General features: G+C 47.9%; 11 protein-coding genes, 3 tRNA genes, 3 rRNA genes and 1 pseudogene. 6 read left to right on the forward strand and 12 right to left on the reverse strand.

Going from position 1 to position 13,477, the window contains the following annotated elements:
- Window positions 1-60: 60 nt before the first annotated feature.
- Both J5A52_04590 and J5A52_04595 read right to left on the reverse strand, forming a co-directional pair.
- Entirely contained in the window at window positions 61-1,131 is a 1,071-nt protein-coding gene (locus tag J5A52_04590) for a S1 RNA-binding domain-containing protein (protein QUB37396.1), read from the reverse strand.
- A gap of 136 nt (window positions 1,132-1,267) precedes the next feature.
- The gene (locus J5A52_04595; protein QUB37397.1) at window positions 1,268-1,855 is read right to left on the reverse strand and encodes an LPXTG cell wall anchor domain-containing protein; all 588 of its coding nucleotides are present in this window, start codon (window positions 1,853-1,855) and stop codon (window positions 1,268-1,270) included.
- Window positions 1,856-2,019: 164 nt separating this feature from the next.
- On the opposite strand from J5A52_04595, the gene J5A52_04600 reads away from it, so the two are divergent.
- From J5A52_04600 to J5A52_04615, 4 genes are read left to right on the forward strand one after another with little or no spacing between them, the layout of a single operon-like run.
- Window positions 2,020-2,439 (forward strand): helix-turn-helix domain-containing protein, encoded by a 420-nt coding sequence (locus J5A52_04600; GenBank protein ID QUB37398.1) that lies wholly within the window; start codon window positions 2,020-2,022, stop codon window positions 2,437-2,439.
- Window positions 2,440-2,455: 16 nt separating this feature from the next.
- A complete protein-coding gene (locus tag J5A52_04605) occupies window positions 2,456-2,914 on the forward strand; it encodes a transposase (protein QUB37399.1) in 459 nt (152 codons plus the stop codon).
- Window positions 2,915-2,965: 51 nt separating this feature from the next.
- Window positions 2,966-3,793, forward strand: coding sequence for an ROK family protein (locus J5A52_04610; protein QUB37400.1), 828 nt, complete (start codon window positions 2,966-2,968; stop codon window positions 3,791-3,793).
- Window positions 3,753-4,241, forward strand: coding sequence for a hypothetical protein (locus tag J5A52_04615; protein QUB37401.1), 489 nt, complete (start codon window positions 3,753-3,755; stop codon window positions 4,239-4,241). Before J5A52_04610 ends, J5A52_04615 begins: the two co-directional genes overlap by 41 nt.
- Window positions 4,242-4,273: 32 nt before the next feature.
- Here J5A52_04615 and J5A52_04620 read toward each other — a convergent pair whose 3' ends face one another.
- The 3 genes from J5A52_04620 to J5A52_04630 form a co-directional block, all read right to left on the reverse strand.
- Window positions 4,274-4,498 (reverse strand): hypothetical protein, encoded by a 225-nt coding sequence (locus J5A52_04620; protein ID QUB37402.1) that lies wholly within the window; start codon window positions 4,496-4,498, stop codon window positions 4,274-4,276.
- Window positions 4,499-5,040: 542 nt separating this feature from the next.
- Window positions 5,041-5,149: ribosomal RNA gene (gene rrf, locus J5A52_04625) — 5S ribosomal RNA — on the reverse strand.
- Window positions 5,150-5,328: 179 nt separating this feature from the next.
- Window positions 5,329-8,438, reverse strand: a 23S ribosomal RNA gene (locus tag J5A52_04630).
- A 640-nt stretch (window positions 8,439-9,078) separates the two neighbouring features.
- On the opposite strand from J5A52_04630, the gene J5A52_04635 reads away from it, so the two are divergent.
- Window positions 9,079-9,249, forward strand: a complete 171-nt coding sequence (locus J5A52_04635) for a hypothetical protein (protein ID QUB37403.1) — start codon at window positions 9,079-9,081, stop codon at window positions 9,247-9,249.
- On the opposite strand, the pseudogene J5A52_04640 reads toward J5A52_04635, so the two are convergent.
- From J5A52_04640 to J5A52_04660, 5 genes and pseudogenes are all read right to left on the reverse strand, one after another.
- Window positions 9,250-9,756 (reverse strand): annotated as a pseudogene (locus J5A52_04640) (virulence RhuM family protein). It lies immediately after the preceding gene.
- Window positions 9,757-9,790: 34 nt separating this feature from the next.
- The gene (locus tag J5A52_04645) at window positions 9,791-9,970 is read right to left on the reverse strand and encodes a hypothetical protein (GenBank protein QUB37404.1); all 180 of its coding nucleotides are present in this window, start codon (window positions 9,968-9,970) and stop codon (window positions 9,791-9,793) included.
- Window positions 9,971-10,575: 605 nt separating this feature from the next.
- A tRNA-Val gene (locus J5A52_04650) sits at window positions 10,576-10,652 on the reverse strand.
- Between the two features lie 24 nt (window positions 10,653-10,676).
- Window positions 10,677-10,753: transfer RNA gene (locus J5A52_04655), tRNA-Ile, on the reverse strand.
- 9 nt (window positions 10,754-10,762) lie between these two features.
- Window positions 10,763-10,839: transfer RNA gene (locus J5A52_04660), tRNA-Ala, on the reverse strand.
- 79 nt (window positions 10,840-10,918) lie between these two features.
- Here J5A52_04660 and J5A52_04665 point away from each other — a divergent pair.
- Window positions 10,919-11,158, forward strand: coding sequence for a hypothetical protein (locus J5A52_04665; GenBank protein ID QUB37405.1), 240 nt, complete (start codon window positions 10,919-10,921; stop codon window positions 11,156-11,158).
- Window positions 11,159-11,386: 228 nt separating this feature from the next.
- Here the strand turns inward: J5A52_04665 and J5A52_04670 are convergent.
- Both J5A52_04670 and J5A52_04675 read right to left on the reverse strand, forming a co-directional pair.
- Window positions 11,387-12,862: ribosomal RNA gene (locus tag J5A52_04670) — 16S ribosomal RNA — on the reverse strand.
- Between the two features lie 185 nt (window positions 12,863-13,047).
- Window positions 13,048-13,476, reverse strand: coding sequence for a divergent PAP2 family protein (locus J5A52_04675; GenBank protein ID QUB37406.1), 429 nt, complete (start codon window positions 13,474-13,476; stop codon window positions 13,048-13,050).
- Window position 13,477 lies beyond the last annotated feature (1 nt).

A 13,477-nucleotide genomic window follows, 5' to 3' on the forward strand; every position in this document is an offset into this window, starting at 1 on the left:
CTTGCTCCTTTCTGCCCGCACCTCGCCGGGACAATTATCCATGAATACCTTACATGGGTGCTATTTCTTTTTCTTATCAGTCAGCGTTAGGCTAACCTTGCGACCTTCTTTGTCAATATCCAAAATGACAAACTCTTTGCGCGCATTAAGCGTAAACACCTTCTCCGGGTCAACATCATTACCGCCGCCAATCTCTGAAACATGAACCAACGCCTCAACTGCCGGACTAATCTGCACAAATGCACCAAACGGCGTAATGCGCGTAACTGTACCCTCGACTTTATCGCCTTTCTTGAATTTGTCGACTTCATCAAGCCACGGATCCTTTGTCAGCTGCTTCATGCTTAAGCTCAGGCGCTCTTTGTCAATTGAAATAATTTTCGCCTCAACGCTTTGTCCAACCTTCACATAGTCAGATGTATTATTGACGCGCTCCCAGCTGATTTCCGAAATGTGAATCAAACCCTCAATGCCATCAACATTCACAAATGCACCAAAATCAACCACACCCGTGACTACGCCTGTAACTATATCACCAACTTTCAACTTCTCAAATCGCTCCGCTAGACCATCTTTGATCGCTTCTTTTTCCGAGAAAATCAGCTTATTCGCCTTGCGGTCACAGTCTAAGATGCGAACTCGAATCGTTTGCCCGACTAAAGCATTTAGTCGCGACAAAATTTCGTCTTTATCAGCGCTGCCAACGCGCGGATAATGCTCTGCCGACAACTGCGACACCGGCAAGAAACCGCGCACGCCTTCGTATTCTACCAGCAAACCGCCACGGTTTGCGTCGTGCGGCGTCACCTCAATAATCTCTCCAGCGTCCATCTTTGCCTGAACTTCTTCCCAGCCACGGTCTTTCGCTGCTTTACGCAGGCTCAAAAGACTATAGCCGTTATCAAGCTCCGCATCAACGACACTTGCCGCAACCTCATCGCCAACCGCCAGTTGCCGACCAAAACCAACTTCGCGGCGCGGCACAAAACCGACGCCATGCGCACCCAAATCAATCAATACTTCGTGTTTTCGCACGCTTAACACGTGCCCGGTGACCATTTCTCCCGCAACAAGCTGCTTTCCGCCATCGCCGCTCAAAAGGTCATCCATTGTAATCGTGGCTTTTGCCATAAATACTCGTTATTAGCCGCCATCTAATCGTAGAAAGCCGCCAATACTCCTTTCTTAACGTTAATATTCCCTGAAAGCACACTAAACAACTATGCCATCAACTGCTCTTTAGTATAGCGTATTTTACCTCTAGTGTCTAGATGAGTCGTCGTGAGCGAATATATGCCATACTGACACCCAATAGAATGACGCCGGCAACCGCCACGACAACTGTTTCACCAGGGCCGGTTGCCGGTAATTGGTTTGTTGCTGGCGCAGTCGACGTATGCGGCAGTCCAGAGTTTGGCGACGTACTGGTTGTCGGCGTTGTCGCTGGTGTCACGCTTGCCTGATTACTCGGCTGAGTCTGAACCGGTGCTGGCGTCGGTGTCGTCGTCGTACCTGTCTTTTGCTCAGCCTTTTCTTCGGTCGGCTTTTTATCTTCAGCTTTTTTAGTATCAGCTTTATTCTTATCCGCCTGCTGTTTTAAAACAGTATCAACTGAGTCTTTACTATTCGCTTTATCGTTTGGCGTTGATGTATTTGAATTTTTCACCTCTTCTTTTTTATTTGTGTCCGCCGCATCAGTTTTCGCCACTTCGTTTGTCTTAGCCATCTGCGTAGCGTCGCCTGTTGATGTTGTACCATGGCGCATCACATACACACCGCCAGCAAGTGCTGTTGTTAGCAACGCACCAACCAGCACGTATCCGATAATCGCTCCTTTTTCCTTCTGATGTGCCATCGCCATCTCCTTTCTAAAAAGCTCCTTTTGTTTATTATACCATCTTTTCTACATAAAAATCAACTGTGCGTAAAGGCTCACTACCTTCGCAACATCCTCTGCCTAAAAAAGCAGACTATCCTACACTAGATTAGTACCACCTAATCAGAAAGGAGTAGTCTGCTATGGCTTATTCTAACAATCCTTACGCTCCAAAGGCTAGACGAGCGGCAGTAGATCTGGTCATACGCCAAGGCATGAGTGTCGCTGAAGCTGCCCGCCGGAGCGGCGTACACCGGACGACGCTGTATCGATGGATAGAAAAAGCTAAGACCCTAGACTTAGCATGGAATGCTCATATACCGACCTTGTCTTCAGCGCCGCGGCATCATCCTCATACATTGCCAGACGAGATAGTTGCGGCTATTGTAACAGAAAGACAGCGGAGCGGCCGCGGTGCGTATTTTATTCATCTTGAGCTGCAAGAGCGCGGCGTAGCGGTATCACTCAGTAGCGTTAAGCGTACCTTGCGGCGCCAAGGTCTCACAAAAACCTATAAGCAAGTGGAAACGGCATCGGCCTTATATACCGCGCCCGCTAGCTAATAAACCAGGAGACTTAGTGCAGGCGGATACTATTCATTTCGTGCAAAGAGATGGCGGGCGCTTTTATGTCTATACACTCATAGATCTCTTTTCGCGTGCTGCCTATGCTGAGTATTCTCCCAAATGCAATCAGCGGGCGAGCTTTCATTTTGTTATGCGCGGACAAGATTATCTCGGTATCTCGCTGGCGATGCTACAAACCGACAACGGGCCAGAGTTTGGTAAATGGTTTCACGATCAACTGAATTCTAAAGGGATTGCCTTGCGCCATTCCAGAGTGCGCAAGAGTAATGACAATGCCCATATTGAGAGATTCAATCGTACTATCCAAGAGGAATGCTTATCTCCAAACATACGTGCATCAATTGTGCCGGAAAGGATTTATTGGTATCTCGCATACTACAACCAGTTCAGGCGGCACTCAAGCATTAATGGAAATTATCCGCTTGATCTATTGGATTGGCATAGCTGCTAATAAATGTGTCGCAAAGGTAGTGAGCCTGGTACGCTGTGTTATGCTAGATGTATGATAGTTACGATCGATACTGGTGGGACAAAAACGCTCGTCGCCTCGTTTGCAGACAACGGCAGAATGGGCGACTCGATCAAGTTCCCCACACCAAAAGAACCAGCTCAGTACACCGCAGAGCTAAAGCGAATTATACGCGAACGTTATACTGGCAAAAAAGTCGACGTTGTCGTGATTGCACTACCGGGAATCATTCGTAACGGTACTGCTGTTTGGTGTCAAAATCTCGGCTGGGCAAACTTCAACGCGCATACAGCACTCAAGAACCTTTTGCCGGGCGTTCCCGTGCTTATCGAGAATGACGCTAATCTTGCTGGGCTATCAGAAACGCGCGCGCTGCGCAGTATTCCCCGATCGTCACTCTACGTTACGATCAGCACCGGTATCGGGAGTGGTATCTGCACGAATGGTTATATTGACCCCGGCTTGCGTTATAGCGAAGCTGGGCGAGCACTCGTTGAATACAAAGGAAAGGTTCGGCAGTGGGAAAGCTTCGCTTCGGGGCGCGCTATCGTCCGCGATTACAAAAAATTCGCCCGCGACATTAAAAGCAAGCGTGCATGGCGACAAATCGCCGGGCGCGTGTCGCGCGGATTTTTAGCAGTCGTCCCTATCGTACAGCCCGACGTTATTATTATCGGCGGCAGCGTCGGTACATACTTTGAACGCTACGGTGAGTTTCTGTCCGAGATATTAACTGACCACTTGCCACCGCACATTCCTTGCCCAAAGATTATTCAGGCAAAGCACCCTGAAGAAGCGGTCGTGTATGGATGTTATTACTGTGGAAAAGATTACTTGGCTCTTGCCAAAACTACGCGCTAAAGCAGCAAACATACCGCATTTACAGCACCTCACCATTATCTCAGGCGAGGTGTTTTGCTGGAATCATAATGCTTGTGCTATTACATATGATGCGTCGGCTGAATATGCCGAAGCACAGCTTTTACATGAATTCGGACACGCACTGCTAAACCATAAGCAATATCTACGAGACATTGAGCTGCTCACCATGGAGCGCGGCGCATGGGATCGGGCGACTACATTGGCGCGTGAGTTTAATATTCATATATGCGAAGACTACATTGAAGAAACGCTTGATACCTACCGCGATTGGCTGCATACACGATCACTTTGCCCTCACTGCACTGCAACGGGTATACAAACCAAACGTTATCACTACCAATGCCTTGCCTGTCTACACACATGGCGAGTTAATGATGCACGCACATGTCAGCTACGACGTTATCGTGTAACAAAAAATACCCCATAGCTCGGGGTATTTTTAATACAAGCGATGCGTATTTACGCTGCAAGTGTCGCGTCGTCTTGTGCTACTTTCTTACTTTTACCACGCCGCGAAATACGACCACCCTTTGCACCGGCAATACGCGCCAACGCCGGATTCGCTGCGAAACCACCCGTACGCCCGTTGCGACCACCCTTTGCGCCAATTTTAGCGTAAAAATTAGGGTCTTTTGCTAAGTTTTTCTGTGCTGCTTTTTTGCCGCCTGCCTTTGTTCCTGCCATATATCTAATCCTCCCTGCCCTGTAGGCAATATATTAAAAGGGTTATGGAACCTCTTTACAAAAGATTGCCAAAACCCTCACGTTACCTCACATATGTTATATGTATGCTCTAATTTTAGCACAAACGCTTCAAACTGTCAATGGTTACAGAACGAAAAATTATGATATAAAAACTATTGCATATATGCGCATGGTGCGATATTATAGGTAGGCACCTGTTTGAATCTTATCAAAAACCATAAGGTTCACCACAACAATTCTCGTTTTCTGCGAGATTCGAGAATGCTGTAGTAAGCCCTCTTCGGGCTTACTTTTGGTTTACAAGACAACTTAAATTAGTTTCGCTACAACCTAAAAGAGCCGTCCTATCATAGTTAGCCGAGCAAATTTCTGACACCCAAGAAAACTAAGAGCTCACCAAGTCTTGATTATGCTAAATCAAATAGTTATAAATCATGTATATAGTTAATTTTCTATATCTTATGCTATTGTATAATCGCACCAATCGAAAAAGACCACCCTATTCGGATGGTCTTTTTATAATTCGGCACCGTGCTAGTTTCCCACTTTCGCAGTATAATCGCCGCTGAGGAGCTTAACTTCTGTGTTCGGAATGAGAACAGGTGTTTCCTCCTCGCCATGGGCACCGAAGAAAGGGGTTTAAAGCGCTTGGTCCCAGTATAGCTTCGCTGGTGGGCCAAACCCCTTACTTCGATGTCCGTTTTTAGCCGGTTTGTAAAAGATTGACAGTGGTGCTCATGAACACCAATTACTAGTTAAGTCTACCTTATCTACGATACAAATGCAAACATTCGCGCCGTAGATAAGGACATAAAAAGGCAATGGGACTATTAGTATGCTTCGGCTCCATATGTTACCACACTTCCACCTTGCACCTATCAAACAGATAGTCTCTCTGTGTCCTCATAGGGAAATCTTATCTTGAGGTCAGTTTCGCGCTTAATATGCTTTCAGCGCTTATCTGATCCGTACATAGCTACCGGACAATGCAGCAGGTGGCTACAATCCGTACACCAGAGGTACGTCCACCCCGGTCCTCTCGTACTAGGGGCAGATCCTCTCAAATTTCCTAACGTCCATACCGGATATAAACCGAACTGTCTCACGACGTTCTGAACCCAGCTCGCGTACCACTTTAATCGGCGAACAGCCGAACCCTTGGAAGGTGCTCCCCCTCCAGGATGTGATGAGCCGACATCGAGGTGCCAAACAGCGCCGTCTATGTGAACTATTGGGCGCTATAAGCCTGTTATCCCCAGGGTAACTTTTATCCGTGTGCGCTGTCGTTCCCACATACATTGTACAAAGTACTCACAGCGGGTCACTTGCTCCGACTTTCGTCTCTGATTGGATTGTGATCCTCACAGTCAAGCTGGCTTGTGCGCATACACTATCACTTCGATTTCCATCCGAAGTTAGCCAACCTTTGAACGCCTCCGCTACTCTTTAGGAGGCAACCGCCCCAGTTAAACTACCCACCATACACGGTCCGCTAACCGGATAACGGTCAGCGTGAGAACACAATCACAACAAGGGTGGTATTTCACATTGCGACTCCACAAATACTAGCGTATCTGCTTCAACGTCTCCCACCTATGCTACACATGTTGAAACCGTATTCAATGTAAAGCTGTAGTAAAGCTCCATGGGGTCTTCTCGTCCTGGTATGGACAGACGGCATCTTTACCGCCAATGCACTTTCACCGAGTCCTTCGCTGAGACAGTGCCCACATGATTACTCCATTCGTGCGGGTCAGAACTTACCTGACAAGGAATTTCGCTACCTTAGGACGGTTATAGTTACCGCCGCCGTTCACTGGGGCTTCAGTTCACACCGTAAAGCGTTCCCCTTAACCTTCCAGCACCGGGCAGGAGTCACCCCCTATACATCCACTTTCGTGTTAGCAGAGAGCTGTGTTTTTGGTAAACAGTTCCGTGGGCTCTTTTGCTGCGACCCCCACATCGTTAGATGCGTTGAGCTTCAGTTCCAAAAGCATGGTTCTATCTCTAAAAGAATTGATGGTATTAAAGATACTCTTTTAACCATACCTTAAGCTTTGAAACTGACAACACGTCCACCGAAGTGGGGGCAGACCTTATCCCGAAGTTACGGTCGCTGTATTGCCGAGTTCCTTAGCGAAGGTTCTCTCGTAAGCCTGAGTCTACTCGACTCGAGCACCTGTGTTGGTTTGCGGTACGGGCGGACATAGTCACGCGTACACCTGCTTTTCTAGCCAGAGCCTTTTTCAGAATCGTCACTCCGTAGAGTAACTTTCACTCCCTTTGCGTTCCCGCTCGGTTGGACGAATACATACCATGAATCCGCTCCGAATATCTCTCCGTGAACAGTGTACAAACTACGCCGGTTCAGGAATATCAACCTGATGTCCATCGCCTACGCTATGCGCCTCGGCTTAGGCCCGACTAACCCTGAGATGATTACCATAGCTCAGGAAACCTTGCTCTTACGGCCGACAGGATTCTCACCTATCTTATGGTTACTCATTCCAGCATTCTCACTTCCTAACGCTCCACAATACTTTACAATACTGCTTCACCGCTGATAGGAACGCTCCTCTACCGCCCATACAAATGTATGAACCCATAGCTTCGGTATTACGTTTAGCCCCGTTACATTTTCCACGCAAAATCTCTTGACTAGTGAGCTGTTACGCACTCTTTAAATGAATGGCTGCTTCTAAGCCAACATCCTAGCTGTTTAAGAAATCTCACCTTGTTTCCCACTTAACGTAAATTTAGGGACCTTAGCTGATGGTCTGGGCTGTTTCCCTTTTGAGCGACGAACTTAGCTCCGCCGTTCTAACTGCCATGATTCCACAATCGGTATTCGTAGTTTGTTAAGGGTGGGTAGGATTGCTCCCCCCAGTCCTTTACAGAGCTCTACCCCCGACTGCTACCACATGACGCCAGTCCTAAAACTGTTTCGAGGAGAACCAGCTATCTCCGAGTTCGATTGGCATTTCACCGCTAACCACAAGTCATCCAAACACTTTGCTGCGTATCCTGGTTCGGTCCTCCACTACCTGTTACAGTAGCTTCAACCTGCTCATGGTTAGGTCACCCGGTTTCGGGTCTAATCCTTAGTACTTGTCGCCCTATTCAGGCTCGCTTTCACTGTGGCTCCGTCAACTGACTTAACCTTGCACTAAAAATTAACTCGCTGGATCGTTCTACAAAAAGCACGCCGTCACCCAGCAAGCTGGGCTCCGACTCCTTGTAGGCACTGAGTTTCAGAATCTATTTCACTCCCCTTCCGGGGTTCTTTTCACCTTTCCATCGCTGTACTAGTTCACTATCGATCGTATATTATATTTAGCCTTGGCTGGTGGTCCAGCCAGATTCAAACAGGGTTTCTCGTGCCCCGTCCTACTCGATAAAACACATATAAGGTCAGCGTCGTTTTTGCATACGCGGCTTTCACGTTCTTTGGCTAGCCATTCAAACTATTCTGCTAACCACGCCGTTTTCTTACCTTACCTACCGTTGATAGCCAGTAGTCGCAAACCAGATACCTCGAAAAAAATTCAAGTTCTCTGGCTTGGTCGTGTGTTATATCACAACCCCTTGTAAGCATTCGCCTATCAGCTTATTTGCCTGCGAACAGGCAAAAACTTATAAGGTTTGGGCTCTTCCCGTTTCGCTCGCCACTACTCCGAGAATCGTTATTTACTTTCTCTTCCTCAACCTACTAAGATGTTTCAGTTCAGTTGGTTCCCGCTCTACACGCCTATGTATTCAGCGTGAGGCAACATGACATTACTCATGCTAGGTTCTCCCATTCGGAAATCTCCGGATCAAAGCTTGTTGACAGCTACCCGAAGCTTATCGCAGTCTTCCACGTCCTTCATCGGTAATATACGTCTAGGCATCCACTACAGTGCCCTTGAGTACCTTTTTATGCATTGACTTAACTAGTAGTTGTTATTCACAATCCTAGTGCCGTCAATCTTTTCTTACATCACTAAATTGTTAAACAACATGCACTCCTCCCGTCATACTTGAGCGCACATCTACCAGCGTCATAACAACCGACGCACGTACAATCTACGTTCAAGCTGTGGTGATTTTCCAACTTCATCCATCGTAGCATTTAGATAACTGTTTGTCTATAGTTTCTACTGGAAAATTGTTGTAATTTTGACTTATCAAAACGCCTCTCCACGATTCAATTTCGTCAATCGCCAGAGGTTCTTACAGCCGAGAACATTCACTTTATATATATTTTACTAAACGAAGTGCTTTTACGTCAATAAAAACACCTCACTAACTTTTATGAGGCAACCTGTATGGTAGCCCTAGCACCACTCAAACCAAGAACTGGAAGGAGCTGCTGCAGTTCATCGCCTCCCTCCGGAAAGGTCGCCCAGCCTGCTGGGCGACCCCAACAAACCATCACGACGATTCTCCCACTGCCTCCACTAGTCACTCAACCGCGCCGTCCACGTCAGTCCGCCACATGGTGCAGCACCAGCGACAGCTCACCGATTCCGAGTGCAGCAGGATTCAGGCGTCGTAACATCAAACCGAGAACACGAGGCTTGAACGATGCTCAAAAACGCCAAACTGAGCAACTGTACGCCGATGTGCTATTGACCCAGAAAATCACCGACCGTTTTGACGTCGCCGACGATACTGTTCTGCGGTATCTGCACAACATCGGTACCTCTTCGCAAGTACGATTAGGTCGTCCATCATTTGTGTCGCCCTAATCATAAGTTGCTTAATATACTCGCGCGGCGGCTTAACCGATAACTCACCATCAAGCAGATCTTGACCACTCGCTCCTGAAGCATGCGCTGCCGGTCAATGACATAGCCCTGGACGGCGAAGTCGCGCAGCACCCGAGTAGCCCATTGGCGGAACTGGGTGGCTCGCACCGAGTCGAACCGGTAGCCGACCGAGATGATGGCATCAAGGTTATAGACCTAACGTATGCCCTCCTGACGAACCTGTGAGAGTTCCTGACAGGTTACTGCTTCGTCCAGCTCGCCTGAGTCATAGATGCTGCGCAGATGCATCGCCACGTTGGCCCGAGAGATACCAAACAGCTCAGCCATCAGCTTCTGTGTCAGCCAGACCGTCTCATCCTCGTACCGCGCCTTGATGCTGCTACTCCCGTCCTGCGCCGTGAATATCAAGAACTCAACCGTAGAATTACGGATTAGCCTGCGACGAGGATCGGACTGAGAGTTGGAGGGCGAAGCGTGATTCGACATGTTCTTATTATACGATACCTCTACTTCGGACTAGCTAGACTGCCACGACCAGCGTCCTCAACAATTCGGCGCGCCAACGCCAGTAGGTTGTCAACAGAAAGTTTCCCTTGAGCGAATACCTCATACAAACGTCCATGGGCGCACCTTCAAGCTCTTGCGATCCGACCACGGTGCGGACAATCTGCTGTCTTTTAGATAACTCTGCTGTCGTCATATATAAAATAATATTGATACAGTAGGCAAGGAGAAATTGGCAAATATCACCTAAAACACATAGCTCACTGACAAACACATACATTTTTCGGCGACAAACCACGCTACTCGCCTAGTACAACAAATACGCAAACAAGCAGCCAGCCCCCCCACATTCCCGGAACCGTCCTCAGAAGTCTTCTCCTGATTGCTACCACCACTAACTCCAAAAAACTCTTGATCCTACACCTCCAACACCTCAGAGATATGCTCCATGCTGCGCAGAGCGAGCGATTATTCTCGTCTCGCCCAACGCTACCCATGTAGGCGCGACGCCTCTCAGCACCTCAAAGGAAACCTCCTAGCTCAGACCACCTCAAGAAATTGCTCAACCAAGTCAGCCATACAATTACACCTAATCTTCCTCACTCTACCCTTTGTCCAGCTAATCAACGACGGATTTCAACACGCCGCCACAACCTCAATATACAAAAATAATCCGCCCTGATAGACAAGCCAATCAAGAAGTGGAAACCATAACCAGCACGGAAATCACGACATATAACAAAGCCGCAACAAATATAAAAAAGACACCGCCCTAAGGCGATGGTTCATGCAAAAGACTCATGGTGGGCGCTGAGGGGCTCGAACCCCCGACCCCCTCGGTGTAAACGAGGTGCTCTAGCCAACTGAGCTAAGCGCCCATACAGTGTACGACAATTAGTTCATGGTGGGCGATGAGGGACTTGAACCTCCGGCCTCGTCATTATCAGTGACGCGCTCTAACCAGCTGAGCTAATCGCCCATGATCTTATGGTGGAGATACAGGGACTCAAACCCTGGACCCCCTGCTTGCAAAGCAGGTGCTCTAATCAACTGAGCTATATCCCCGTAAAAAAATATTTAATGTACATGAACTTTAACTATTTTACTCTATACAGACCACGATATCAAGTGGTATACTAAAAATATGACATATACATTTAGTTGGACATCATTTATTATCGGTTTTATGATTTTGTGCACAGGTGGTGCGGTCACATTATGGCACAGACAGCTCGCCGATATGTTCGGTGGTGGCGTTGGCAGCTATAGCCGCTACCAGTTGTACGGACTAATCGCGTGTGGTGTCGGAATTGTCGTTATGGTCAACTTGCACGAGCTGCTTCTACTTACGTTCTTCAGTCTATTCTTCGGCGGTAATAGGTAATATTATTCCGTATTCATACAAAATAAGAGGTTCTAAATAACCTCTTATTTTACTATTTACCACTTTAACAACTTAATTGTACAATAATCTGCCAGACTTTTGAGATTTTTCGTAAGCTTTGTCTCACCCCAAAGGGTTACAAAGTAAACATATAAGCTTAGTATGTTTACGAGACCGACCTAGCTCCGGTAATGATTTCTCAACTACCAGGCATTATTTACTCCCTAGAAAGGAGGTAATCCATCCGCACCTTCCGGTACGGATACCTTGTTACGACTTAACCCCAATCATGCCCCCCACCTTAGGCCGACGAATCGGACTTCGGGTGTTGGTCACTTTCATGGTTTGACGGGCGGTGTGTACAAGACCCGGGAACGTATTCACCGCAACTTGCTGATTTGCGATTACTAGCGATTCCGACTTCATGGAGGCGAGTTTCAGCCTCCAATCCGAACTGGGACTAGCTTTGGTGCGATTTGCTTCACCTCGCGGCTTCGCTGCGCATTGTACTAGCCATTGTATCGTGTTTCTAGCCCAGGACGTAAGGGAAATACTGACCTGACATCATCCCCTCCTTCCTCTCCGTTACCGAAGCAGTCTGTCTAGAAAAATACAACTAGACACAAGGGTTGCGCTCGTTGATGGACTTAACCAAACATCTCACGACACGAGCTGACGACGGCCATGCATCACCTGTCACAGGGTTCCAAACGGCACTAATTGGTTTCCCAAAAATTCCCTGGATGTCAAGCCCTGGTAAGGTTCTTCGTTTAGCATCGAATTAAAGAACACGATCCACCGCTTGTGCGGGTCCCCGTCAATTCCTTTATGTTTTAGCCTTGCGGCCGTACTCCACAGGCGGGATACTTAACGCGTTAGCTTCGCTACTGAAGGGGTCGATACCTCCAACAGCCAGTATCCATCGTTTACGGCGTGGACTACCCGGGTATCTAATCCGGTTCGCTCCCCACGCTTTCGTGCCTTAGCGTCAGAAATGGTCCAGTCACCTGCCTACGCCATTGGTGTTCCTTCTTATATCTACGGATTTCACTCCTACACAAGAAATTCCAGTGACCTCTACCACTCTCAAGTTGTACAGTTTGAACAATAGCCTGTATGGTTGAGCCACCAGATTTCACTATTCACTTATACAACCGCCTACGCAACTCTTTACGCCCAGTCACTCCGGATAACGCTCGGATCCTACGTATGACCGCGGCTGCTGGCACGTAGTTAGCCGATCCTTATTCATAAGTTACCGTCATATTCCTCACTTATAAAAGCAGTTTACAACCCGAAGGCCTTCGTCCTGCACGCGGCGTTGCTCCATCAGGCTTTCGCCCATTGTGGAAGATTCCTCACTGCTGCCTCCCGTAGGAGTCTGGACCGTGTCTCAGTTCCAGTCTGGCTGGTCATCCTCTCAGACCAGCTACGGATCGTCGGCTTGGTGAGCCATTACCTCACCAACTACCTAATCCGACGCGAGCCGCTCCCAAAGCGGATAAATCCTTTGATCCGAAGATAATATGCGGTATTAGCTACCCTTTCGGGCAGTTATTCCTCACTTTGGGGCACGTTCCCACGCGTTACTCAGCCGTCCGCCGCTCGCCGACAGGGTGCAAGCACCCCTCGCTGCCGCTCGACTTGCATGTGTTAGGCACGCCGCCAGCGTTCATCCTGAGCCAGGATCAAACTCTCCATAAAAGATGTTTCATTGATTTGAAACGTCTATCTTACTCAAAAATAGACTGACGATGATTATTGCACAATTAAATTGTTAAATAGCACTACGCCTAACTACATAATAGAACTACAGTTTCTTCCATCTCGCAACTAGACTGTCCATCATTGTAGCGCGATTTTTTTAGCAAGTCAACACTGTTTTTTGGCTATTTTGTAGTGTAAAATACAACAATACCGGCAAGCATACCAATACACACACCGACAATCACTTCAAGCGGCGTATGTCCATCCGCTACATGAGGTTCTTTTACTGCTATATTTGACTCTTTCAAGATGTGCTTAATAACCGCTCCTTGCTCACCAACCGAATGGCGCACCATCATAGCATCATACATAACAACAAGCGCCAGAACCACTGCGAGACCAAATAGCCCGCTATCAACGCCATCTCGCAGCGCGATAAGTGTCGCAATTGACACAACCGTTGCGCTGTGTGCGCTTGGCATATTACCAGACAGATATAGCCGATCAAACACATGCAAGCTGCGCGCTTTTATCGCTGCCGTAATATACTTAGCGCCCTGAGCAATAACCCACCCAACAGCAACTGCTACTAAATATGGAGAAATCGTCATA

The organism is TM7 phylum sp. oral taxon 349 (assembly GCA_018127705.1).
Classification (GTDB): Bacteria; Patescibacteriota; Saccharimonadia; order Saccharimonadales; family Saccharimonadaceae; genus Saccharimonas.